This is a genomic window from Streptomyces sp. NPDC088915 (genome assembly GCF_044749825.1).
Classification (GTDB): domain Bacteria; phylum Actinomycetota; class Actinomycetes; order Streptomycetales; family Streptomycetaceae; genus Streptomyces.
Window position 1 is genome coordinate 62,454 of record NZ_JBIVIR010000025.1, and the last position, 24,028, is coordinate 86,481.

Genomic DNA, 24,028 nt, shown 5'->3' on the forward strand with positions numbered 1-24,028 from the left:
AGAAGTCGCCGGGAAGCAGCCGAGAGTCCGATGAGAGTCCGGCGAGGAGCGGTCCCGGCGGGAAGCGTGTTGTCCCGTCCACCGCTGTGCGGTTGACTTCCGTGCGGCCGGACCGGCGGCGGACGCCGGGGGAGCGCCGACGACGGAGAGGGAGGAAGCGCCGTGGCGGGACGGGCGGGCGACGGAGCCGGGGACCTGGCGGACGACCGCGCGCTGCTCGGGCGCACGAGCACGGCGGAGCGGGTCGCGGACATCCTGCGCACCCGCATCGCCGAGGGCCGCTTCGCGCCCGGCGTCCGGCTCTCCGAGGACGGGATCGGCGGCGCCCTCGGCGTGTCCCGCAACACCCTGCGGGAGGCCTTCCGCCTCCTCACCCACGAGCGCCTCCTGGTCCACGAACTGAACCGGGGCGTCTTCGTCCGCGTCCTCACCGCCGACGACGTGGCCGACATCCACCGCGTCCGCAGGCTCGTCGAATGCGCCGTCGTCCGGGGCCTGGGGCGGGGACCGTTCGCCCTCGACGGGCTCGCCGCCGCCGTCGCGGAGGGCGAGGCCGCCGCCGGCGCCGACGACTGGGACGGCGTCTCCACGGCCAACATCCACTTCCACCGCGAACTCGTCGCCCTCGCGGGCAGCGCCCGTACCGACGAACTCATGCGCGGCGTCCTCGCCGAACTCCGCCTCGCCTTCCACCTCGTCGACGACCCGCGCACCCTCCACGAGCCGTTCCTCGCGCGGAACCGGGAGATCCTGGGCGCCCTGCGCGCCGGCGAGCGCGGCACGGCGGAACGCCTCCTCGCCCGCTACCTCGACGACTCCCTCGCCCGGGTCGCGGACGCCTGCGCCCGGGCCGCCGGCACCCCGCCGGACGCCCGCCGCTGAACCCCGGAGGCCCGGGCGCATCCGCACGGTTTCGACCGTTGTCAGGGTGAGGACCTAATCTGTGCACCGTGACTTCGCCTGCCTCGACGGACCTCGCTCCGCCCCAGCTCAGCGCGGGGCCGCGGCCCGCGCAGGGCCCGGCCGCCGACGAAGGGCTCGCGCGGCGGCTCCGCGCGCTCGCGTGCACCGCCCCGCTGCACGACCTGGACGCCCGCAAGGCGAACCTGGCCGGCGAGTACACGGTCTACGCGATGGCCGAGGTGGCCCTCGCCGCGATCGACCTGATCACCCTGAACATGGACTTCGACACCGGCGCCGACCACGAGCAGATGGTCGCCCGCCTGCTGCCCCGCGTCGCCGCCCAGGCCCCCGGGCGCCCCGCCGCCGAGCACGAGCGCGTGGCCCGCTGGGTCCTGGAGAACCTGATCAACGTCGGCAGCGTCGACCGCGGCTTCCGCGCCGTCTACGGCACCTTCGGCACCGACGGCGTCTACGTCCGCAGGGACTACGACTTCAAACTCGTCGAGGAGGTCCCGGGATACGGGGGCGGGGTCTACCTCCGCACCACCGACGAAGCGGTCAACGTCCTCGTCGGCGCCCTCGACACGGACGTCACCAGCGCCCAGATCGCCGCCGAGGTGAAGCTGGAGGTCCTCATCAACCGGGGCCGCCTCGCCGACGCCCAACTCGCCGCCGAGCAGGCCCGCTACCGGACCGTGCAGTACGCCGAGACCCTCCGCAGGACCCTGGAGGCCACCCGGCGCAACGTCCGCGCTGTCGACTGGCTCCGGACCGTCCCCGACATGATCGCCGAGGCGCTCGACCACGTGGCCGACCGCTACCGCCACGAGAACGCGATCCTCACCAACATCCGCAGGGCGCGCGACGAGGCCGAGGCCGCCACCGACGCGAAGACGGCGGAGCACAAGCGGCGCGCCGCCGAACTCGTCGACATCGTCAAGGACTGCATCCGGCGCCACACCCAGCTCCAGTCCCGCCTCCTGGAGGCCGGGCCGCTCTTCCGCGCCGAACAGGACCGCCAGGCCTTCGCCGTCCCCACCGCGTACACCGGACTCGACCTGTACGGACAGCTGGTCGCCCCGCTCCTCACGCTCCCCGTCGAGCAGGCCACCCGCGCCACCGACGCCTTCTTCGCCCACGGCACCGGCCTGCGCACCCCCGCATCCGTCCGCCTCGGCGACCTCGTCGACCTGCTGCTCACCCCGCCCGTCGAGCGCGAGCACCTCGGCGCGGAGATGCCCGAGCCGGACCTGATCGCCACCCCCGACGACTCCCGCTTCAGCGAGGAGCAGCTCGGACACGCCATGCGCATGCTCGACCTGGAGCACGACGCCCCGCGCCGCCTCTCCGGCCTGCTCGCCGAGGCCCGCGCCATCGACCCCGACCTGCCGTACCTCGTCGCCCTCCTCGCCGTCCACGCGGCGAGCCCCCCGGTCGGCACCGCCTACCGCCAGGGCGAGGAGCGACTGCTCTTCGCCGTCGACGACGGCACCCCGCTCGACGACCCCGAGTTCGGCGGCGCCGACCTCGTCGTCGGTACGGCACTCCTCGACGCGGCGGGCATGGCCGCCGACCGCACGGAGGCGACGTGACCCTCGTACCCCCCGCCACCCCGCCCTCCTGTACGGAGGGGTCCGGCCCCGCCCCGACCGACCCGCCGGACCCGACCGACCCGCCGGACACCGTCGTACCCGAGGCCGCCGTCGTACCCGGAGCCGTCGCCATGCCCGGAACCGCCGTCGTACCCGGAGCCACGGCCCTTCCGGCGCCACGGCCGGAAGCCACGGCACCGGAGCCGGTACGGGAACCGGCGCCCGAAGCCGAGCCGGACGCCGAAGCCGCCCCGGCCCCCCGCACCCGCCCCCGCCCCCGCCTCGGCACCGTCCCCCTGCCCGGGCCCTCCCGCGCCGGGACCGCGCGGCGGGGCGACCTCCCCTCCGTACGGGCCGTGCGGCTCACGGACGAACCGCCCGCCCCCGCCGAGAGGGCCGCCGCCCCGGCCGCCGTCACCCCCGTCCCGCTGCCCGTACCCCGGCCCGCCGACCGCGCCGTACCGACCGAGAACCGTCCCGAGGAGCCCCAGCCGTGAGCGAGACCCACGCCGAGCACGCCGACGCGTGGAGCGAGCAGGAGCCCCCGCACGCCGACGCATGGAACAGGCAGGAGCCCCCGCAGGCCCCCGCCGCCCCCGCCGCGTCCGGCGGCCCCGCGGTCACCCCCGCCGACGCCGCCGACGCGGCCCGGCTCGTCTCCTTCGGACTCCAGCCCAAGCTGCTCCCGGCCCGCGACGCCGAATACGCCGAACTCCTGCGCCGCTACCGCGAGGACCCCGCCTTCGCGCGCCTCGCCGACGCCGTCGCCACCGGCCTCGGCCTCGTCGTCCTGGAGGTCTCCCCGCGCGCGGGGATGGCCGTCACCGCCGGCGAGGACTCCGTCTTCGCCGTCCGCATGGGCGACTACGCCCGCCGCGCCTCCACGGACTCCGCCGACCGGTTCCTGCACGGCCTGGCCCACCTCGCCGTCGCCGCCATGGCCTTCCCCCGCCCCGAGGACCTCGCCGACGACTCCTACATCGGCCGGTTCACCGTCAACGGCGTCGACGCCTTCGTGCGCCAGGCCTGCCTGCGCCTCGAACAGCGCGCCGAGGAGGAGGGCGAGAACACCGACCCGGCCTCCGGCGCCCCCGGCCTGGAGGCCGCCTGGCGGACCTACGCCCGCCGCAGCGCCACCGGCGCCACCAAGGACGCCCGCAGGCTCGCCGGCTCCACCACCGGCATCGTCGGCAAGGCCGCCGCGTTCCTCACCGACTCCGGCTTCCTCCAGCGCACCGGCGACGAGGGCGGCGGCTCCTACCGCACCACCGCCCGCTACCAGCTCCAGGTCCGCGACATGGCCGGCTCCGCCGCCATGGCCGAACTCCTCGACCTCGGCGTCGTCCCCGTCAGCGACGGCTCCGCGACCCTCCTGCCGCCGCCCGAGGGCGACGACCTGGAGCTCGCGGCCGACGCGGGCCTCCCGTTCCACTCGTAGCCCCGCCCACGTCCCGCGCGGTCCCGCCGCCCCACCGACCTTCCCAGCACGAGAGTCCCCGCCATGTACGAGCTGTCCCGGGTCCGCCTCTACTCCATCGGCCCCGCCGGCGCGCGCTACGCCGACACGGTCCTGGACCTGCGCGGAGTCGGCGCCCCGGTGCCCCACCCCGCCCCCACCCAGGCGGAGTTCTTCGAGGACGAGCCGGTCGGCCCGCCGCGCCGCCCGGCCCCCGCGGGCGTGCTCTTCCTGGAGAACGGCGGCGGCAAGTCCGTCCTCCTCAAGCTGATCTTCTCGGTCATGCTCCCCGGCCACCGCAACACCCTCGGCGGCGCCAGCTCCGGCGTGCTGCGCAAGTTCCTCCTCGCCGACGACTGCGGTCACGTCGCCCTGGAGTGGCAGCACACCCTCACCGGCGAACTCGTCGTCGTCGGCAAGGCCAGCGAGTGGCGCGGCCGCCAGGTCTCCAACGACCCGCGGAAGTTCGCCGAGGCCTGGTACTCCTTCCGGCCCGGGCCCGGCCTCAGCCTGGACAACCTCCCCGTCGCCGAGGCCACGTCGGTCCGCCCGCCCGTCGAGGGCGCCTCCGGCGCGCGCGGCCGCCGCCGCACCATGAAGGGCTTCCGCGACGCGCTGACCGAGGCCGGCAAGGCCTACCCGCACCTGGAGGTCGTCTGGGAGGAGATCCACGACCGCTGGAACGAGCACCTGGGCGAACTCGGCCTCGACCCCGAACTCTTCCGCTACCAGCGCGAGATGAACGCCGACGAGGGCGAGGCCGCCGGGCTCTTCGCGGTCAAGAAGGACTCCGACTTCACCGACCTGCTGCTGCGCGCCGTCACCGACACCCGGGACACCGACGGCCTCGCCGACCTCGTCGGCGGCTTCGGCAACAAGCTGGGCCGCCGCGCCGAACTGACCGCCGAACGCGACTTCACGGCCGGTTCCGCGGACCTCCTGAACCGGATCGTCGAGGCCGCCGGAGCCCGGGCCCACGCGCGCGAGGTCCACACCGCCGCCGAGCGCCGCACCCGCACCCTCGCCCGCCGGCTCTCCGCCCGCGCCGCCGAGGAGCGCGGCCGGGGCGCCGAGCTCGCCCAGCAGGTCACCTCCGCCGCCCACGCCGTCGCCGAGGCCGAGGACGCCCGCGGCCGCAGCGCCCTCATCGCCGCCGAACTCGCCTACCGGCACGCCTCCCTGGCGCTGGCCGCCGCCGAGAAGGGCGCGGCCTCCCAGCGCCGCGAACTCACCGACGCCCGCACCCTGCACTCCGCCTGGCAGGCCGCCGAGGCCGTGCTCCGCCACCGCGCCGCCGGCGACCGCTCCGCGCGCGTGGCCGCCGCCATCCGCGAGGCCGAACGGGACGCCGCCCCCGCCCTCGCGGCCCGCGCCACGGCCGCCGCCGACCTCGTACGGGCCCTCGCCGCCGCCGCCGAAGAGGGGGAGCGGCACGCGGCGGAGGAGGAGGAGCGCTCCACCGCCCTCCAGGAGGCGGGCGAGACCGCCCACCGCGACGCCACCGCCGCCGCGACCGAGGCCCAGCGGGCCCGCAGCGAGGCCGGCCACCTGCGCCAGCGGCTCGCCGAGGTCGAGCAGGAGACCGCCGAGGCCGTACGGGCCGGCTGGCTCGACGACACCGCGCCCGACGCCGACCCGGCCCGCGCCGCGCTCGCCGCCAGCGACGCCGAGAAGACCGCGGTCGCCGCCTGGGACACGGCCCGCGAGGCCGCCGCCGCCGCCATCGAGCGCGCGCGGGGGGCCGCCGCCGCCGAGACCCGCGCCGAACTCGCCGCCGCCCGCGCCGCCGACGCCGCCGCGGCCGCGGGGAACGCCCACGACGCGGAGCGCCGCGCCGCCGAGTCCCTCGCCGCCGAGGAGCGCCTCGCCGAACTCCTGGGCCTGCCCTCGGGCGGGCACCCCGCCGGGGACGACGGCACGGCCCACGGCGGACCGCTCACCGTCACCGACCTCGACCGGTCCGCCGACGAGCTGCGCTCCCTGCTCGACGGGGCCGTCGCCTCCGCCGAGCGGCAGCTCTTCGAACTGCGCACCGCCGCCGCCGACGACTCCCGCATCCTCGGCGCCCTCGGCGACGGCGGCCTGCTGCCGCCGGGACCCGACGTCCTCGCCACCGTCGAACACCTCGGCGAGCACGGCATCCCCGCCCTCCCCGGCTGGCGCTACCTCGCCCAGGCCGTGGACCCCGCCGACCACGCGCGCGTGCTCGCCGCCCGCCCCGAACTCGTCGACGGCGTCGTGATCACCGACCCCGTCTCGTACGGGCGCGCCCGCGAGGTCCTCGCCGCCGCCGCCCTGCTGCCCCGCTCCGCCGTCGCCGTCGGCACCGCCGCCGCCCTGCTCGCCCCCGTACCGGCGCGCGCGGACGGCGAGGACTCCGGCGTCTTCCTCGTACCGCCGAACCCGGCCATGCACGACGAGCACGCCGCCGACGAGGAGCGGCACGCCCTGCGTGCGCGTGCCGCCGCCCGCGACGAGGAGATCCGCGCCCTCGCGGCCCGCCTCGCCGGCGACCGCGCCCTCGCCGCCCGGATCGGCGCCTGGCGCGCCGACTGCCCGCCCGGCATGCTCACCGAACTCGCCGCCGCCGCCGAGACCGCCCGCGAGGGCGCCGAAACGGCCGCCGCGGCCCTCGAAGAGGCCCGTACCGCCCGCGCGGAGGCCGACGAGACCGCCGCCGAGGCGACCCGCGTCCGCGACGAGCGCCAGGAGGCCGCCCAGCGCGCCCGCCGGGTCGCCGACGCCCTCGCCGGTCTGGCGTTCCGGCTGCGCGAGCGGTCCGCCTGGCAGGCCAGGCTCCGCGAACTCGCCGACGACGCCGCCGAGTCCGAGGCCCGCGCCCAGACCTGCCTGGAGCGCGCCCGCGCCGCCGACGAGGACCGCCGCGCCGCCCAGCGCGCCGCCGACGACGCCCACCGCACCGCCCGCGCCCTGCGCGCCGAGCGCGCCGAGATCGCGGGCGCCCCCGACCCCCTCCCCGAGGCGGACGCGACCGCGCCCCGCACCGCCCTGCCCACCCTCCGCGAGGCCTACCGGGCCGCCTCCCAGCTGTACGAGAAGGTCGGCGTCGGCGCCGACCTGCGCGCCGAGCAGGCCCGCGCCGAGAGCGACGAGTCCGCCGCCCTCGCCGAGCTGAACCGCCTCACCAACAAGGTCCGCACCCGCGCCGAGCAGCTCCTGGAGTCCACCGACGGCGCCGACGGCCCGTCCCGGCAGGCGGCCGCCGCCCGCGCCGAGTCCCTGGTCCAGATGCTGGAGACCCGCGCGTCGGAGGCGAGCGAGAAGCTCGGCCGGCTCCGCGGCGAGGCCGAGCGCCTCGCCCCCGAGGACGGCGGGGCGCACACCGAGCTGCCCGAGGAGCTCGTCCCCGCCGACGCCGAGCGCGCCCAGGCCCTCCTGCGCACCGCCACCGCCGAACTCGCCGCCCGCAGCGCCGCCCTGGAGTCGGCCCGCGCCGCCCACGCCGGACTGCTCCGGGACCACCGGGCCGCCGAGGACGCGGCCGGCGGCTTCGACGAGACGGCGGCCCTGCTCCGGGACCAGCTCCGCGACCACGCGGACGAGGAGCGGGAGGAGACCGAGCCGTACCCCGGCACCCTGGAGGAGGCCCGTACGACGGCGGCCGAGGCGCGCCGGGCCCTGCGCGGCCGGACCGGCGAGCTGTCCGCCGCCGACGCCGCCGTGCGCGAGGCGAGCGACGTCCTCGTCCGGCACGCCAACTCCACCCGCTACGAGCAGGTCCGCACCCCGGCCCGCCAGCAGATCCGCGAACTCCCGGCGTCCGCGCTCCCCGAGCACGCCGCCAAGTGGGCCGAGGCCTTCGCGCCCCGGCTGCGGGTCCTCACCGACGAGCTGGAGCAGCTGGAGCGCAACCGGGACTCGATCGTGGACCGCCTCCGCGGCCTCGTCGAGTCCTCCCTCGCGACCCTCCGCTCGGCCCAGCGGCTCTCCCGGCTCCCCGAGGGCCTGGGCGAGTGGTCCGGCCAGGAGTTCCTGCGGATCCGCTTCGAGGAGCCCGACCAGGCCACCCTCGCGGAGCGGCTCGGCGAGGTCGTCGACGAGGCCACCCGCGCCGCCGTGAAGAAGAACTCCGACCTGCGCCGCGACGGCATGTCCCTGCTGCTCCGGGGCGTGCAGGCGGCCTTGGAGCCCAAGGGCGTCTCCGTCGAGATCCTCAAGCCGGACGCGGTGCTGCGCGCCGAGCGGGTCCCCGTCGGGCAGATGGGCGACGTCTTCTCCGGCGGCCAGCTCCTCACCGCGGCCATCGCCCTGTACTGCACGATGGCGGCGCTCCGCTCCAACGACCGGGGCCGCGACAAGCACCGGCACGCGGGCACGCTGTTCCTGGACAACCCGATCGGCCGCGCCAACGCCACGTACCTCCTGGAGCTCCAGCGGGCCGTGTCGGACGCGCTGGGCGTCCAGCTCCTGTACACGACGGGCCTGTTCGACACGACCGCGCTCGCCGAGTTCCCGCTGGTGATCCGGCTCCGCAACGACGCCGACCTGCGGGCGGGACTGAAGTACATCAGCGTGGAGGAGCACCTGCGCCCGGGGCTTCCGCGGACCGACCCGGAGGGGGAGGCGATCCACGGCGAGATCACGGCGACGCGCATGTTCCGCCGCCACCAGTCCGACGACCCGGCCCCGACGGACGCCGCGTAACCGGACGTCCGTGAAATCGGGCGTCCGTGAAATCGGGCGTCCGTGACACGGAGAACGGCCCGGCCCCCTCGACAGGGGGCCGGGCCGTTCTCCGTGTCACTCGTTGCTCAGGCCGCCTCGGACAGCGGCGCCGCCTCCACCCGGCCCTCCTCGCGCCGCGCCCGCAGCGGCGGACGCGCCGTGCTGCTCGGCTCCGACACCACGCCGTTGCGCTGGCGCCACACCTGACGGGTGACCCAGACGTCGAGGACGCTCCAGGTGGCCACGACCGTCGACACCACCGCGGTGATCGTGATCGGAAAGGCCAGCCATGAACCCGCCAGGCTGCAGAAGAACGCCACCACCGCCTGGATGAGGGTCACCGACGTGAGCAGTACGGCACGCACCGCGGCGTCGCGCACCGGATCCGGCATCCGCTGCCGGCCCCGCTCGTCCTCCACCCACAACTGCCCCGCCGACCGCGCCTCGTGTTCCATTGTCCTGTCACTCCCCACCACTGAACGACTCCAGGGAACGGCTGCCCGTTGTGAGCGCCTTTACGCGGACAGAACACTCCCCGTACCCATTGACGCACCACAGAGGGAAAAGGTTTCGTCCCCTCAGGGGCGGACGCGAGACCCCGTCCGAGCGGAACGCACAGTTCCAGCCATCTCCGCAGGTTGGCGGAGCCGCACGTCATCAGGTGTCCTGCGCCACAGTGACCGATCCCAACTCCCTGAATAACAGGACATCTCATGATCAACGCTCACTCGACAGGCTGAAAATAGCCCGGACACACCTTCGGGATGGCCGCGATGCAGTAGTAGGCTCGCGCCGCCGTTTGTTGAAACTCAAGGTTGACGCCGTGTGTTGACGCCCGACGTCACGAAGTGAAGGACCCTCGCGACGAACGGGGGCCGAGCTGGGGGAGGCCATGCGCTTTCGCGGGAAGTCCATCCGCAGGAAGATCGTGGCGTTGCTGCTCGTACCGCTCGTCTCCCTCACCGGCCTGTGGGGCTTCGCCACGGTCCTCACCGGCCGCGAGGCCGACCAGCTCCTCGACGTCGGCTACATCGTCGACAAGGTCGGCTACCCGCTGGAGGACACCGCCCGGGTCATCCAGCTCGAACGCCGGCAGTCGCTCATCTACCTCGCCGACCCCCGCGGTTCCGAGACCCTCGGCTCGCTCCAGGAGACCCGCAGGGCCACCGACCGGCAGATCGCCCGCATCCGCGCCAACGCCGCCGAACCCGGCGTCCGCGAGGAGATGCGGCCCGTCACCGCCCAGCGGATCGACAGCCTCCTCGAAGCGCTCGACGGCCTCGAATCGCTCCGCCGCTCCGTGGAGAACCGCAGCATCGGCCGCGTGCAGGCCCTCGACTTCTACAACCGGCTCGTCGACCCCTGCTACAGCTTCCTCATCACCCTCCACGCCCTGGAGAACGTGGAGATGGACAAGCAGGGCCGCGCCCTCGTCGGCATCACCCGCGCCCGCGAACTGCTCTCCCGCGAGGACGCCCTCGTGCTCTCCGCGCTCGTCGCGGACCGCGTCACCGCCCAGGAGATCCGCGCGATATCCGACCTGATCGCCAACCGGAAGCAGTTCTACGAGGTCAACCTCGAACTCCTGCCGGCCGCCGAGCGCGACCGCTTCGAGAAGTTCTGGCGCGGCCCCGAGACCCTGGCGCTGCGCACCGCCGAGAACGCCGTCGTCGAACAGGGCCCCACCGACAGCCCGCGCGCCGTCACCGCCGCCCGCTGGCAGGACCAGGCCGGTCCCGTCCTCGACGTCCTCGCCCGCGAGAACACCGCCGCGGGCGACCGCTACCAGGAACGCGTCCAGCCCGCCGCGTACAGCGTCCTCCTCAAGGTCGGCGTCGCCGGCGTCCTCGGCTTCCTCGCCCTGCTCGCCTCGATCGTCATCTCCGTCCGCATCGGCCGCGAACTCGTCCGCGACCTGCGCCGCCTCCGGAAGGAGGCGCAGGAGGTCTCCGGGGTCCGCCTGCCCAGCGTCATGCGCAGGCTCGCCGCCGGCGAGCAGGTCGACGTCACCACCGAAGTGCCCCACCTGCGCTACGGGGAGGACGAGGTCGGCCAGGTCGGCCAGGCCCTCAACACCCTCCAGCGCGCCGCCGTCGAGGCCGCCGTCAAGCAGGCGGAGCTGCGCCGCGGCGTCTCCGAGGTCTTCGTCAACCTGGCCCGCCGCAACCAGGTCCTGCTCCACCGCCAGCTCACCCTCCTCGACACCATGGAGCGGCGCACGGAGGACACCGACGAACTGGCCGACCTCTTCCGGCTCGACCACCTCACCACCCGCATGCGGCGGCACGCCGAGGGCCTCGTCATCCTGTCCGGCGCCGCCCCCTCCCGCCAGTGGCGCAAGCCCGTCCAGCTCATGGACGTCGTCCGCGCCGCCGTCGCCGAGGTCGAGGACTACGAGCGGATCGAGGTGCGCCGCCTTCCCCGCCTCGGCGTGGGCGGCCCCGCCGTCGCCGACCTCACCCACCTCATCGCCGAACTCCTCGAGAACGCCACCGTGTTCTCGCCCCCGCACACCGCCGTCCAGGTGCTCGGCGAGCGGGTCGCCAACGGCTTCACCCTGGAGATCCACGACCGCGGCCTCGGCATGAACCCCGACGCCCTGCTCGACGCCAACCTCCGGCTCGCCGAGACCCCCGAGTTCGAGCTCTCGGACACCGACCGCCTCGGCCTCTTCGTGGTCAGCCGGCTCGCCCAGCGCCAGAACGTCCGCGTCTCGCTCCAGACGTCCCCGTACGGGGGGACCACCGCGGTCGTCTTCATCCCGGCCGCGCTGCTCACCGACGCGCCCGAGACGGAGGGCGCCGGCTTCCGCCTGGACCGCAAGGCGTCCGACCACGCCGACGGCGACTCCGCCGCGCTGCCCGTCCGCCGCCCGGCGCTCGCCCGGGTCCCCGACGTCACCGCCGCGCCCCTCGACGGCCCGGTCGAGCTGGAGGCCCCGCTCGACGACGACTTCGACGTGCTCCTCGACCGGTCCGCGGACCTCCTCGACACCGAGAGCGAGCGCGGCGGCCTCTTCAAGCCCCGGGACCGGCGCCGCGCCGGCCTCGCCCCCGCGGGCGAGCAGCACGAGCAGGCCCCGGACCGGACCACCGCCGGCCGCGAGGAGGAGGGGACCACCGACGGGACCGCCCGCCGCCCCGTGCCGCTGCCGCGCCGCCACACCCCGACGCTCGTCGTGGACCACGGCCGGCGCCTCGACGGCCCCGACCGCTCCCACCCGCTCCCCGGCCGCGCCCACCCCACCCCGGGCCGCCCGGGCAACGGCCCCGGCCACGAGGACCGCCAGGGCCCCACCCTCGTCCCGGTCCGCCCGGAGAGCCCCGCGCGCCCCGCGCGTGCGGAGACCCCCGTACGCCCGGAAGGCCCCGCGCGCCCGGAGAACCCCGTACGCCGGGGAAGCCCCGTACAGCCGCCGGAAGGCCCCGCGCGCCCGCAGAGTGGTCCCGTACCGCCCGCGACCGACCCCGCCCCGCCGGAGGCGCCCGCTCCCGCGCTCTTCGACGGCCTGCCCCGCCGCGTCCGTCAGGCCAGCCTCGCGCCCCAGCTGCGCGAGGCCGACCGCAAGGCCGGCACCGACAAGGAGACCGCCGCGCCCGCCGGACCGGACTCCTTCGAACGCGACGCCGAGGAGGTGCGCGCCCGCATGGCCGCCATGCAGCGCGGCTGGCAGCGCGGACGACGGCACACCACCGACCCTGACGACCCGGCAGCACCAGGAACGACACCCGAGGGGGACGGTCGATGACCGCACCGAACGCCGCAGCACCCAGCACGACCTCCGGAAACGGCGAACTGAACTGGCTCCTCGACGAACTCGTCCAGCGCGTCGGCTCCATCCGCAAGGCCCTGGTGCTCTCCAGCGACGGCCTTGCCACCGGTGCCTCCCAGGACCTGACCCGGGAGGACGGCGAGCACCTGGCCGCCGTCGCCTCCGGCTTCCACAGCCTCGCCAAGGGCGTCGGCCGCCACTTCGAGGCCGGCAAGGTGCGCCAGACGGTCGTCGAGCTGGAGGACGCCTTCCTCTTCGTCACGGCCGCCGGCGACGGCAGCTGCCTGGCGGTGCTCGCGGACGCCGACTCCGACGTCGGCCAGGTCGCCTACGAGATGACGCTGATGGTGAAGCGGGTCGGGGCCCACCTCGCGACGGCCCCCCGGACCGGACTGCCCTCGGGAGGGTGAGTGGGACGGCATGAGTGACGCAGCCGAGCGGAACCGGACGGCGGAGGAGCGGACCCCGCGCCCCCACCACTGGTTCGACGACGAGGCCGGACCGGTGGTCCGTCCGTACGCGATGACCCGTGGCCGGACGAGCGCCGCCACCCGCCACCGGCTCGACCTGATCGCATTGGTCGTCCCCGAACCCGCCGCCGAAGACCCCGGCCGGGACCAGACGCTCTCCCCGGAACACGTGGAGATCGTCGAACGCTGCTCCGAGCAGCCCCAGTCGATCGCCGAGCTCGCCGCCGGACTCGACCTCCCCGTCGGGGTGGTCCGGGTCCTCGTCGGCGACCTCGTCGAGGACGAACTCGTCCACGTGACCCGCCCCGTTCCGCCGGCCGAGCTGCCGGACGTGAACATCCTCCGCGAGGTGATCAATGGCCTTCGGGCGCTCTAGCCGCACCAAGCCCTTCGTCGAACCGGTGACCCTGAAGATCCTCGTCGCCGGCGGGTTCGGGGTCGGCAAGACGACCCTGGTGGGCGCGGTCAGCGAGATCAGGCCCCTGCGGACCGAGGAGATGCTCAGCGAGGCGGGGCGGCCCGTCGACGACCTGCACGGCGTCGAGTCCAAGACGACCACCACGGTCGCCATGGACTTCGGCCGGATCACGCTGCGCGAGGACCTCGTCCTGTACCTGTTCGGCACGCCCGGCCAGGACCGCTTCTGGTTCCTCTGGGACGAGCTGGCCCAGGGGGCCCTGGGCGCGATCGTCCTCGCGGACACCCGCCGCCTGGAGGACAGCTTCGCGGCCATCGACTATTTCGAGCGGCGCGGCATCCCGTTCACGGTGGCCGTCAACTGCTTCGAGGGCGCCCAGCGGTTCCCCGCCGAGAGCGTGCGCGGAGCCCTCGACCTCGACCCCGAGGTCGAGCTGGTCATGTGCGACGCCCGGGACCGCGAGTCCGTGAAGAACGTCCTCGTGGCGGTCGTCGAACACGCCCTCGTCCTCGCCGACCGCACCCACGCGGCCGCCACCTCCTGACCCCCGGTGCGGGGTCCCGGAAGGGGACCCCGCACCGGGAGGCTCAGTGCCCGGCCACCGACCTCCGCGCCACCGGGAAGTCGAAGAAGGTGTCGGGGAACGGCTCCGGCTCGAACGTGAAGTGCCACCACTCCTCCGGCAGGTTCACGAACCCCTGCTCGGCGAGCACCCCCTTGAGCAACTGCCGGTTGGCCCGCCGCACACCCGTGATCCGCGGGTCGTCGGTGTGCGAGCGCGTGTCGAAGCAGTCGTAACCCGTCCCCATGTCCACGGAGTTGTCGGGGAACCGCTCCGCCTTCGGCGCGTAGCACTCCACGAGCCTCTCGCCCGGCCGGTACGCGCGCGTGGGCAGCGCCGGCAGCCGCACGATCGTCAGGTCCACCGTCGAACCCCGGCTGTGCCCGGACTTCTCCGCGATGTAACCGTCCGCGAACAGCCTCGACTTGTCGACGAGCGGATAGAACTCCTTCTTCATCCGCTCGTCCTCCAGGTCCTCCGCCCACCGCACGAAGTGGTCGACGGCCCGCTGCGGCCGGTAGCAGTCGTACACCTTCAGCGTGTAGCCCCGAGCGAGGAGCCGCACCTGCGCCCGGTGCAGCGCCTCCGCCGCCGGACGGGTCAGGACGCACAGCGGCTGGCGGTAGCCGTCCACCGGCACGCCCGTGAAGTTGTGCGGCGTCGCGTAGCGCATCTCCTGGAGGATCGTCCGGTCCACGGAGTCGAGGGCCACGAACTCCCGCGGTGCCCTGGGCTCCGGCGCGGCCGGGGCCGGGGGAGCGGCGGCGAGGGCGACCAGCCCGGCGGCCGCGACGGAGAGGGTACGGAGAAGAGAGGTGAGACCTGTCATGGGCCCCGTCTACCAGTTCCGGCAGCGCCGGGAAAGGGCGATCGCATACGGTCGGGCCGTGAAACACCTGTCCGTGAAGCACTCGACCGCGCAGCACCCGCCCCGCAGCGCCCGACCGTGAGGGACCCGGCCATGACCGACTCGACCGCGCAGAACTCCCACTGCTCCTCCTGCGGCGCGGCCCACCCCGCCGACGCTGGCTGGCCCCGCACCTGTCCGGGCTGCGGCCGCACCGCCTACCGCAACCCGCTGCCCGTCGCCGTCGCCCTCCTGCCCGTCACGGACGCCGACGGCACGGGCCTCGTCGTCATCACCCGCACCATCGAGCCCCGGCGGGGCGGGGTCGCCCTCCCCGGCGGCTTCATCGACCACGGCGAGGACTGGCACGCCGCCGTCGCCCGCGAACTGCGCGAGGAGACCGGCATCGAGGCCGCCGCCGAGGAGGTCCGCCTCGCCGACGCGATGAGCTCCACGGCCGGCCACCTCCTCCTCTTCGGCCTCCTCCCGGCGCGCCCGGCCTCCTCCCTGCCCGCCTCGGCCCCGACGGACGAGACCAGCGGCCACCACCTCCTCCGGGCCCCGGGGGAACTGGCCTTCCCGCTCCACACGGAGGCGGTGCGGAAGTGGTTCGCGGGGGAGTACGGCTGAGGGGCCACGGTCCGCCGGGACCCGGCCCCCGCACCGGCGGACCCAGCCGGTCAAAGCCCCCGCACCCGCACCGGCAGCCCCGGCTCCGCCACCCCGTCGTCCGTCACCCGCTCCACCACCACCCGCCCGTCCACGAGGCGCGACTGGTACCGCTCGATCTCGGCCGGCTCCCAGCCGTCCCCCGTGTCCCGTACGACGAGCCCCCCGCCCGTCCGCCCGGCGGCGGGCGCCCACACCTCCAGGACCGGGTCGCCCCCCTCGCCCCGCACCGGGAGCACCGCGCCCGCCCGGGCCAGGACCGGCACCCGCGACAGCGGCGCGTCGAGCAGCACCTGCCCGGGCCCCTCGTACGCCCGGCCCGTCGCCGTGTCGTACCAGCGTCCGCGCGGCAGCCGCACCGCCCGCCGGTCGGCGCCGTGCGTCAGGACCGGCGCCACGAGCAGCGAGTCGCCGAGCAGGAACGCGTCCTCGCAGTCCCGCAGCGCCCGGTCCTCCGGCGTCCCCCACCACATCGGCCGGACGTACGGCGCGCCCGTCATCCGGGCGAGCCGCGCCAGGGTCGTGAAGTACGGCCGCAGCCGCTCCCGTTCGGCCAGCGCCACGCGCGCGTGCTCCAGGACCTCGGGCCCGTACTCCCACGGCTCGTGCGGCCCGGGACCGCTCCCCGCGCGCGTGCGGAACAGCGGGAGCCACGCCGCCAGCTGGTACCGGCGCAGGAACAGCTCCGGCGACGGACCGCCGTCGGCCCCGGAGCCGTCCACGTCCGGCCCCGCGTACGGCACTCCGCACAGGCCGAGCCCCAGGACCAGCGAGAGCGAGGCCCGCAGCCCCGGCCACCCCGCCGCCACCCCGCCCGCCCAGGTGCCCCCGTACCGCTGCGTCCCCGCCCAGCCGGAGCGCGAGAGGAGGAAGGGCCGCTCGTCGGGCCGCAGCCGGCGCAGCCCCTCGTATCCGGCCCGGGCCGTCGTCAGGCCGTACACGCCGCTCGTCTCCCGGCCGTCGCCGTCGTGCGCCCGGTCCCCGGGCTCCGCCCGCACCGCCGGGTCCGCGGCGGCCACCAGCCGCACGTCCTCCTCCCGCAGCTCCTCCGCGAGTCCGGACAGACCGTTCGAGTGCCCGGCACCCGGGTGTCCGGCGTCCAGGTGTACGGCGGACAGCGGAAGCCCGTGCTTCCGGTACGCGTCCACCGCCCCCCGCACCTCCGCCGCGCCCCCGGAGCCCTCGCGCGCGTGCTGCGGGCCCAGCGCCCAGGACGGCGGGAGCGCGGGCGCGCCCGTGAGGGCCGCCCAGCCGTGCAGGACGCGCGCGGGGGTGCCGACCACCACCCAGCAGCGCAGCGGACCGCCCTCCATCCGGACCTCGCAGGTCCCGGGCCGGTCGTGCCCGGACCCGGCCCCCTCCTCGCCTTCGGAGAGGGTGACCCGGCCGTTCCAGGAGTTGTCGTGGAACGCCAGGTGCGTACCGGCGTCCGAGACGATGAACTGCACGGGCATGGCGAGGTGCGACGGAACGTCCCCCCGGCCGGAACGCCCCCGGGGCGCCGTGCTCCGCAGCCCGTACGAGCCGTCCCGCAGCCGCAGTCCCCCCGACCGCCCGCCGAGCCCGAAGAACCGCGCGTCGGCCGGCACCTCGCTCCGCTGCACCCAGCGCGCGGCCCCGGAGGCGTCTTTGGACCCGGAGGGAGCCGCGGCCCCAGAAGGGCCCGTGCCCTCGGCAGGACCCGCACCCCCGGACGCCTCCACCGGCTCCCACCAGCGCGGCGGCAGGTCCCGCCGGAGCAGCAGCCCGCCCGGCGTCCGGATCTCCACCGCCCCGTGCCGGGAGACCGCCACCGTCACCCGCTCCGACACGATCCGCCACCCGCCGTCCGTGTCCGGCTCCAGGGCCGCCCGGGGATCCGGCTCGGGCGCCCCGCCGGCCAGCGCGTACGAGGGCAGCGGACCGGCTCCGTCCCACCCCCAGAACACCGTGCCGCCCGCCGACACGCACAGCCGCAGCGAGGACCGCGCGAACCGGATCGTCCCCCCGCCCGGCCCCGGCTCCGCCGCCTCCGCGAGCCCCGGCACCCGGGCCCGCTCCGCCCCCCTCGGGGGCGTCCCCCACGCGTCCGTACGGCGCCGCCGCCACGCCGACCGCACCGTCCGCAACCCCTCCACGGGACCGAACACCTTCATCGAACGCAGCAGCTCACGACCGTCCATGCAGCTCACCCTGCCACCCGGAAAAGGCGGAACGAGCCGCGTTCAACTGCCGTTCACCCGTGGTGGGAGCACATATTCAACTACCGGACCATGGGCGGGCAGCCCTGGTGCGAAAGACGATCACATGGCATCGTCCTGTCAGCCGCGTCGCGCGCACACCCCAGCACGTGCGCGGGACACACGCAGACCCCGCGTACAGCCAGGGAGCCGCCCCATGACATCAGCGCAGACCGAGCCGCTCTGGCAGCCGGACGAGGAACGCATCGCCACGGCCGCCGTCACCCGTTTCCAGTCCTGGGCGGCCGAACACCACGGCGCCCCGGCCGAGGGCGGGTACCCGGCGCTCCACCGCTGGTCGGTCGAGGAGCTCGAAGCGTTCTGGCGGGCGGTCGTCGAGTGGTTCGACATCCGCTTCTCCACCCCGTACGAGAGGGTTCTCGGCGACCGCTCGATGCCCGGCGCCGACTGGTTCCCCGGTGCCACCCTCAACTACGCCGAGCACGCCCTGCGCGCCGCCGACGAGCGCCCCCACGACACGGCCCTGCTCCATGTGGACGAGACACATGAGCCCACCCCGGTGACCTGGGCGGAGCTCCGCCGCCAGGTCGGCTCCCTCGCCGCCGAGCTGCGCGCCCTCGGCGTACGCCCCGGCGACCGCGTCAGCGGCTACCTGCCCAACGTCCCGCAGTCCGTCGTGGCCCTCCTCGCCACCGCCGCCGTCGGCGGCGTGTGGACCTCCTGCGCCCCCGACTTCGGCGCCCGCAGCGTCCTCGACCGCTTCCAGCAGGTCGAACCGGTCGTCCTCTTCACCGTCGACGGCTACCGCTACGGCGGCAAGGAGCACGACCGCCGCGACACCGTGGCCGAGCTGCGCGCCGAGCTCCCGACCCTCCGCGCCGTCGTCCACATCCCGCTCCTCGGTACCCCGGCCCCCGAGGGGACCCTCGCCTGGGACGACCTGGTCGCCGCCGACACCGAGCCGGTCTACGAGCAGGTCCCCTTCTCCCACCCGCTGTGGGTCCTGTACTCCTCCGGCACCACCGGCCTGCCGAAGGCGATCGTCCAGTCCCAGGGCGGCATCCTCGTCGAGCACGTCAAGCAGCTGGGCCTGCACTGCGACCTCGGCCCCGAGGACGTGTTCTTCTGGTACACCTCCACCGGCTGGATGATGTGGAACTTCCTCGTCTCCGGCCTGCTCACCGGCACGACGATCGTCCTGTACGACGGAAGCCCGGGCTACCCCGACACCGCCGCCCAGTGGCGCGTCGCCGAACGCACCGGCGCCACCCTGTACGGCACCTCCGCCGCGTACGTGACGGCCTGCGCCAAGGCGGACGTGCACCCCGGCCGCGACTTCGACCTCTCGGCCGTCCGGTGCGTCGCCACCACCGGCTCCCCGCTGCCCCCCGACGGCTTCCGCTGGCTCCACGACGAGGTCCGCGAGAACCTCTGGATCGCCTCCGTCAGCGGCGGCACGGACGTCTGCTCCTGCTTCGCGGGCGCCGTCCCCACCCTCCCCGTCCACATCGGCGAGCTCCAGGCCGCCGGCCTCGGCACCGACCTCCAGGCCTGGGACCCCTCCGGCAAGCCCGTCGTCGGCGAGGTCGGCGAACTCGTCGTCACCAACCCCATGCCGTCCATGCCGATCCACTTCTGGAACGACCCCGACGGCAGCCGCTACCGCGACAGCTACTTCGAGATGTTCCCGGGCGCCTGGCGCCACGGCGACTGGATCACCATCACCGACCACGGCTCGGTCGTCATCCACGGCCGCTCCGACTCCACCCTCAACCGGCAGGGCGTCCGCATGGGGAGCGCCGACATCTACGAGGCCGTCGAACGCCTCCCGGAGATCCGTGAATCCCTCGTCATCGGCCTGGAGGAGCCGGACGGCGGCTACTGGATGCCGCTCTTCGTCCACCTCGTGGAGGGCGCCGTCCTCGACGAGGAGCTGATCGCCCGCATCAAGCGGACCATCCGCTCCGAACTCTCCCCGCGCCACGTCCCCGACGAGATCATCGAGGTCCCGGGCGTCCCGCACACCCTCACCGGCAAGCGCATCGAGGTCCCGGTCAAGCGCCTTCTCCAGGGCACCCCGCTCGCCAAGGCCGTCAACGCCGGCTCGGTCGACGACCTCGGCCTCCTCCACTTCTACGAGACCCTGGCCGCCAACCGCCGCGCCTGATCCCGAGAACGCCCGGGGCCCCGATCCACCGGGATCGGGGCCCCGGGCGTTCCCCCTCTACGCCTTCGGCACCTCACCCGGCGGACGCCCCCGTCGGCCTCGCCCCGCTCCTCCTGGTCGTCAACAGCGCCCTCGTCGTCCTCTTCCAGGTCCCGCTCTCCCGTTTCGGCGCCACCACCGACGCCGCCCGCCGCCTGTTCCTCCCCCTCGCCGGCCTCTTCGCCGCCGGCACGCTCGCCGTCGCCGTCTCCGCCCTCGGCGGCCGCTCCCTGGCCACCGGCGCCCTGATCACCGCGGCCGTCGTCCTCACCTTCGCCGAAATGATCCACACCATCGCCTCCTGGGAGATCTCCGTCGCCCTCGCCCCCGACGACGCCCAGGGCGCCTACCTCGGAGTCCACGGCCTCGCCCAGTCCACCCAGCGCTTCGCGGGCCCCCTCCTCATGACCGGCCTCGTCTCCGCGGGACCCCTCGCCTGGCCCGTCCTCGGCGCCGCCCTCGTCGCCACCGCCGCCGCCCAGAACCGCCTCGTCCGCCGACGCCTCTCCGGACCGTCACTGTCAGTGGCGAAGGTTACGGTGAGTGAGCACTGATCGACCGTCACCAGGGGGAGACATGACACGGACCGGAACCACCCCGACGAACCTCCGCCGCGCACTGCGCCGCGAGATCCCCAGCACCGTCGGACTCCTCGCCGACGAACAGGACTTCGCGGCCATGCGCCGCTACCGCACGTTCCTCTTCGACGACCACACCGCCTACCTGCGCCAGGTCGAGGCCCTCCTCAAGACCCTCGCCCGCCAGGGCACCCACACCACCGTCGCCCTCTTCGACCCCGAGGAGTACGCGGCCTGGTGCGCCGAGACCGCCACCGACCCCGACCGGCCCGCGAGCCGCAGCCGCTTCACCGCCCACCTCGCCGCCACCGGAGCCCGCGTCACCTACACCGGACAGCCCCTCACCGCCCTCCTCCCCGAACTCGTCGACACCGCCGTCCGCCAGGCCACCTGGGAGTACGCCACCACAGTCCTCGCCACCGCCGGCGACTGCGCGAGCTGCGGCAAGGACATCGGCAAAGCCGCCTACGAGCGGGCCGCCCGCCTGCTCGTCCGCCTCCTCGAAGCCGCCGGACCGGGCACCCACCACCTCGTCTGCAGCGTCCCCGCCGCCGACGACCAGCTCCTCGCCGTCCTCCACACCGACGGCACCCCACCGCCCGAGGACACCACCGGCACCGAATTCGCCACCGAATTCACCGCCGTCCTCGCCGCCGGCATCGCCCTCGCCGCCCCCGGCGGCCTCGTCCTGCGCACCACCGCCCCCGACACCCCCGACCGCCTCCACGGCTGGCGCCTCACCGACGGCACCCTGACCCCGCTCACCGAGGCCGAGGTCTTCTCCGCCTACTGCACCGACGCCCGCACGGGAGAACCCCTCTCCCCGGAACCCGGCGTCGAGTACCGCGCCGGCTTCCCCCTCGCCCCCGGCCCCGACGACGACTGGACCACCCACCACTGACCCCGCGCACGACGAAGGGGCTCCCCGCCACCTCCGTGCGGAAAGCCCCTTCGTCGTCGCTCACCTCAGTGGATCACTCCCCGGACAGCACCGCCTGCGCGGCCAGCCGCGCCTCGTGCGCGGTGTCCGCGGCCCGCGCCGCGGCCGCGGCGCGCTCGCACTGCGCCAGCGTGTACTTGGCCAGCGTCGCCCGCACGTACGGAATCGACGCCGCGCCCATGGAGAGGGAGGTGACACCCAGGCCCGTCAGCACACACGCGAGCAGCGGATCCGAAGCGGCCTCGCCACAGACACCACAGCTCTTTCCCTCGGCCTTGGCCCCCTCGGCGGACAGCGCCACCAGGTCGAGCAGCGCCGGCTGCCACGGGTCCTGGAGCCGGGACACCGCACCGACCTGACGGTCGGCCGCGAAGGTGTACTGCGCCAGGTCGTTGGTGCCCAGCGAGAGGAACTCGACCTCCTGCAGGATCGAGCGCGCCCGCAGCGCGGCCGAGGGGATCTCGACCATCGCACCGAACTTCGCCCGCAGCCCCGCCTCGCGGCAGGCGTCGGCGAACGCCTTCGCGTCCGTACGGTCGGCCACCATCGGCGCCATGACCTCGAGGTACACCGGCAACCCCTCGGCCGCCTTCGCGAGGGCGGAGAGCTGCGTCCGCAGCACCTCCGGGTGGTCGAGCAGCGACCGCAGACCCCGCACGCCGAGCGCCGGGTTCGGCTCATCGGCCGGGGTCAGGAAGTCCAGCGGCTTGTCGGCACCCGCGTCCAGGACGCGCACGACCACACGCCCCTCGGGGAACGCCTCCAGGACCTGACGGTAGGCCTCGACCTGCTTCTCCTCGGACGGCGCCTGCTTGCTGTCGTCCAGGAAGAGGAACTCCGTACGGAACAGACCGACGCCCTCCGCACCGGCCTCCACCGCCGCCGGCACGTCCGCCGGACCACCGACGTTGGCCAGCAGCGGCACCTTGTGCCCGTCCGAGGTCGCACCCGGCCCGGTGGACGTCGCCAGCGCGGCCCTGCGCTCGGCGGCGGCCTTCGTCAGCGCCGCCTTCTTCTCCTCGCTCGGTTCCACGAAGAGCTCACCGGTGGAACCGTCGACCGCGATGAGCGTGCCCTCGGCCAGCTCGCCCGCGCCCGGCAGCGCCACGATGGCCGGCACGCCCAGCGCCCGCGCGAGGATCGCGCTGTGGCTGGTCGGTCCGCCCTCCTCGGTCACGAACCCGAGCACGAGCGCCGGGTCGAGCAGCGCCGTGTCGGCCGGCGCCAGGTCCCGCGCGATCAGCACGTACGGCTCGTCGCTGTCCGGCACGCCCGGCATCGGCACGCCGAGCAGCCGCGCGACGATCCGGTTCCGCACGTCGTCCAGGTCGGCGACCCGGCCCGCCATGTACTCGCCGGCGCCGGCGAGCAGCTCGCGGTAGTGCGAGAAGGCGTCGTAGATGCCGCGCTCGGCCGTGCTGCCGACCGCGATCCGGCGGTCCACGTCGGCGATGAGCTCCGGGTCCTGGGCGATCATCGCCTGGGCCTCGAGGACCGCCTGCGCCTCGCCACCGGCCAGATTGCCCCGGGCGTTCAGATCCGCGGCCACGGCCTCCACGGCCTGACGGGCACGCCCCTGTTCGCGCTCCGCCTCCTCGGCCGGAATCGACTTGGCCGGCGGCTCCAGAACCGCAGTGCCCATGTGCCGGACCTCGCCGATCGCCACTCCGTGGCTGACGCCGACGCCTCGCAGCGTTGTCTCCATCTCACCCGTCTCCGATTGAGCGGCGGCCCCTGCCGCCGCGTTGAATGTCGAACTCGCGGTCGTCACAGCGGACGGACCGGCTCAGCTCCAGCCGAAGAGGCTGTCGCCGGCGGCCACGTCGCCGGTCTCGGCGACGTCGGAGAGCGAGTCCGCGGTGGCCTCCAGGGCCACGACGGGACAGATGGGGGACTTGCCGGCGGCCTCGACCGCGGCGGGGTCCCAGCGCACGACGGCCTGTCCGCGCGTCACGGTGTCGCCCTTGCCGGCGAGCAGCTCGAAGCCCTCGCCGTTGAGCTGGACCGTGTCGATCCCGAGGTGCGTCAGCACACCGTGTCCTTCGGCGTCGACGACGACGAAGGCGTGCGGGTGCATGGAGACGATGACCCCGTCGACGGGGGAGACGGCCTCGGAGGGCTCGCGTACGGGATCGATGGCGGTACCGGGACCGACCATCGCACCGGAGAAGACCGGATCGGGAACTGCAGCGAGACCGATGGCACGGCCGGCGAGCGGCGAGGTCACGACTGTCATGGGAAGCCTCCCAGGGGCGGAGATTGTGTGGCGCCGTCACTACCTGTCCTGGACGGCGAACTGTTCCGAAGCGTATGTCATGGGAAGTCCCGGTTCCGCACGAGACGTACCAGTTGGGCGGAGCTAGGGACTACCCACGACGATTTGCCTCTACTGACGGTGGGATGTACTGTCGTACTCCTGCCTGACCCCAACGCGGCCTTGAGTCGCGGGTCGGCAGCACCTATCAAGCCAGATCCTAACCCCAGTGGTCTACACCTCTGCGTGCTCGCAGCGGGACGTGGTCAGGGGGACCGAGAAAGCCTGGTAATGTTTGATCCCGCCGGGAACGGAAAACGCGAAAGCGAATTCCAGCCCCAGCAACCCGCTCCAGCGGGTGGCAGAAACGGAAAACGGATCTGCTAAGCTGGAAACACGAAAGACCGAAGGGAAAAGCCCGGAGGAAAGCCCGAGAGGGTGAGTACGAAGGAAGCGTCCGTTCCTTGAGAACTCAACAGCGTGCCAAAAATCAAC

At 74.7% G+C, this 24,028-nt stretch carries 20 protein-coding genes; 13 read left to right on the forward strand and 7 right to left on the reverse strand.

Translation table 11 applies throughout. The features are described from left to right. Positions 1–162 precede the first annotated feature (162 nt). The 5 genes from ACIP5O_RS33935 to ACIP5O_RS33955 all read left to right on the forward strand — a co-directional run bounded on the left by ACIP5O_RS33935 (position 163) and on the right by ACIP5O_RS33955 (position 8,616). Positions 163–882 carry a GntR family transcriptional regulator gene (locus ACIP5O_RS33935; RefSeq protein WP_401300749.1) on the forward strand — a complete coding sequence of 240 codons (720 nt, stop codon included), beginning with the start codon at positions 163–165 and terminating at the stop codon, positions 880–882. Between the two features lie 68 nt (positions 883–950). Continuing rightward, a complete protein-coding gene (locus tag ACIP5O_RS33940) occupies positions 951–2,495 on the forward strand; it encodes a hypothetical protein (RefSeq protein ID WP_401300752.1) in 1,545 nt (514 codons plus the stop codon). Beyond that, entirely contained in the window at positions 2,492–2,992 is a 501-nt protein-coding gene (locus tag ACIP5O_RS33945) for a hypothetical protein (RefSeq protein ID WP_401300755.1), read from the forward strand. Before ACIP5O_RS33940 ends, ACIP5O_RS33945 begins: the two co-directional genes overlap by 4 nt. Further along, positions 2,989–3,933, forward strand: a complete 945-nt coding sequence (locus ACIP5O_RS33950) for a hypothetical protein (RefSeq protein ID WP_401300758.1) — start codon at positions 2,989–2,991, stop codon at positions 3,931–3,933. Before ACIP5O_RS33945 ends, ACIP5O_RS33950 begins: the two co-directional genes overlap by 4 nt. A gap of 63 nt (positions 3,934–3,996) precedes the next feature. Next, positions 3,997–8,616: a hypothetical protein gene (locus ACIP5O_RS33955; RefSeq protein WP_401300761.1), complete on the forward strand. Its 4,620-nt coding sequence runs from the start codon at positions 3,997–3,999 to the stop codon at positions 8,614–8,616. A 107-nt stretch (positions 8,617–8,723) separates the two neighbouring features. Here the strand turns inward: ACIP5O_RS33955 and ACIP5O_RS33960 are convergent, their stop codons facing one another. Further along, complete coding sequence (locus tag ACIP5O_RS33960) at positions 8,724–9,092, reverse strand: hypothetical protein (protein ID WP_401300763.1); 369 nt, start codon at positions 9,090–9,092, stop codon at positions 8,724–8,726. A 437-nt stretch (positions 9,093–9,529) separates the two neighbouring features. Between ACIP5O_RS33960 and ACIP5O_RS33965 the strand changes: the two genes are divergently transcribed. The 4 genes from ACIP5O_RS33965 to ACIP5O_RS33980 are packed head-to-tail and all read left to right on the forward strand — an operon-like array spanning position 9,530 to position 13,841. Then, on the forward strand, positions 9,530–12,385 hold the full coding sequence (locus ACIP5O_RS33965) for a nitrate- and nitrite sensing domain-containing protein (RefSeq protein WP_401300766.1): 2,856 nt from the start codon (positions 9,530–9,532) through the stop codon (positions 12,383–12,385). Next, on the forward strand, positions 12,382–12,819 hold the full coding sequence (locus ACIP5O_RS33970) for a roadblock/LC7 domain-containing protein (protein WP_365539830.1): 438 nt from the start codon (positions 12,382–12,384) through the stop codon (positions 12,817–12,819). The genes ACIP5O_RS33965 and ACIP5O_RS33970 overlap by 4 nt, the downstream gene beginning before the upstream one ends. A gap of 10 nt (positions 12,820–12,829) precedes the next feature. Next, positions 12,830–13,255 (forward strand): DUF742 domain-containing protein, encoded by a 426-nt coding sequence (locus ACIP5O_RS33975; protein ID WP_125668439.1) that lies wholly within the window; start codon positions 12,830–12,832, stop codon positions 13,253–13,255. Then, positions 13,236–13,841, forward strand: a complete 606-nt coding sequence (locus ACIP5O_RS33980) for a GTP-binding protein (RefSeq protein ID WP_401300769.1) — start codon at positions 13,236–13,238, stop codon at positions 13,839–13,841. The genes ACIP5O_RS33975 and ACIP5O_RS33980 overlap by 20 nt, the downstream gene beginning before the upstream one ends. 43 nt (positions 13,842–13,884) lie before the next feature. Here the strand turns inward: ACIP5O_RS33980 and ACIP5O_RS33985 are convergent, their stop codons facing one another. Next, positions 13,885–14,688 (reverse strand): M15 family metallopeptidase, encoded by an 804-nt coding sequence (locus ACIP5O_RS33985; RefSeq protein WP_401300772.1) that lies wholly within the window; start codon positions 14,686–14,688, stop codon positions 13,885–13,887. A gap of 132 nt (positions 14,689–14,820) precedes the next feature. Between ACIP5O_RS33985 and ACIP5O_RS33990 the strand changes: the two genes are divergently transcribed. Beyond that, entirely contained in the window at positions 14,821–15,336 is a 516-nt protein-coding gene (locus ACIP5O_RS33990) for an NUDIX domain-containing protein (protein WP_401300775.1), read from the forward strand. Between the two features lie 50 nt (positions 15,337–15,386). Here the strand turns inward: ACIP5O_RS33990 and ACIP5O_RS33995 are convergent, their stop codons facing one another. Continuing rightward, complete coding sequence (locus tag ACIP5O_RS33995; protein WP_401300778.1) at positions 15,387–17,537, reverse strand: glycoside hydrolase family 31 protein; 2,151 nt, start codon at positions 17,535–17,537, stop codon at positions 15,387–15,389. A 214-nt stretch (positions 17,538–17,751) separates the two neighbouring features. Here ACIP5O_RS33995 and ACIP5O_RS34000 point away from each other — a divergent pair, with 214 nt between their 5' ends. Beyond that, positions 17,752–19,722 carry an acetoacetate--CoA ligase gene (locus tag ACIP5O_RS34000; RefSeq protein ID WP_401300780.1) on the forward strand — a complete coding sequence of 657 codons (1,971 nt, stop codon included), beginning with the start codon at positions 17,752–17,754 and terminating at the stop codon, positions 19,720–19,722. A 73-nt stretch (positions 19,723–19,795) separates the two neighbouring features. Here ACIP5O_RS34000 and ACIP5O_RS34005 read toward each other — a convergent pair whose 3' ends face one another. Then, positions 19,796–20,056, reverse strand: a complete 261-nt coding sequence (locus ACIP5O_RS34005; protein ID WP_401300783.1) for a hypothetical protein — start codon at positions 20,054–20,056, stop codon at positions 19,796–19,798. On the opposite strand from ACIP5O_RS34005, the gene ACIP5O_RS34010 reads away from it, so the two are divergent. Together ACIP5O_RS34010 and ACIP5O_RS34015 are read left to right on the forward strand one after the other, a co-directional pair. Then, positions 20,043–20,315 carry a hypothetical protein gene (locus ACIP5O_RS34010; protein WP_401300786.1) on the forward strand — a complete coding sequence of 91 codons (273 nt, stop codon included), beginning with the start codon at positions 20,043–20,045 and terminating at the stop codon, positions 20,313–20,315. The genes ACIP5O_RS34005 and ACIP5O_RS34010 overlap by 14 nt on opposite strands. Positions 20,316–20,337: 22 nt before the next feature. After that, positions 20,338–21,240, forward strand: a complete 903-nt coding sequence (locus tag ACIP5O_RS34015; RefSeq protein ID WP_401300789.1) for a hypothetical protein — start codon at positions 20,338–20,340, stop codon at positions 21,238–21,240. Positions 21,241–21,313: 73 nt separating this feature from the next. On the opposite strand, the gene ptsP is transcribed toward ACIP5O_RS34015, so the two are convergent. The 3 genes from ptsP to ACIP5O_RS34030 all read right to left on the reverse strand — a co-directional run. Beyond that, on the reverse strand, positions 21,314–22,984 hold the full coding sequence (gene ptsP, locus ACIP5O_RS34020; protein ID WP_356548327.1) for a phosphoenolpyruvate--protein phosphotransferase: 1,671 nt from the start codon (positions 22,982–22,984) through the stop codon (positions 21,314–21,316). Positions 22,985–23,065: 81 nt separating this feature from the next. Further along, on the reverse strand, positions 23,066–23,515 hold the full coding sequence (locus ACIP5O_RS34025; protein ID WP_401300792.1) for a PTS glucose transporter subunit IIA: 450 nt from the start codon (positions 23,513–23,515) through the stop codon (positions 23,066–23,068). A 252-nt stretch (positions 23,516–23,767) separates the two neighbouring features. Further along, positions 23,768–24,028, reverse strand: a 261-nt coding sequence (locus ACIP5O_RS34030) for a hypothetical protein (protein ID WP_401300795.1), incomplete at its 5' end; no start/stop codon positions are given.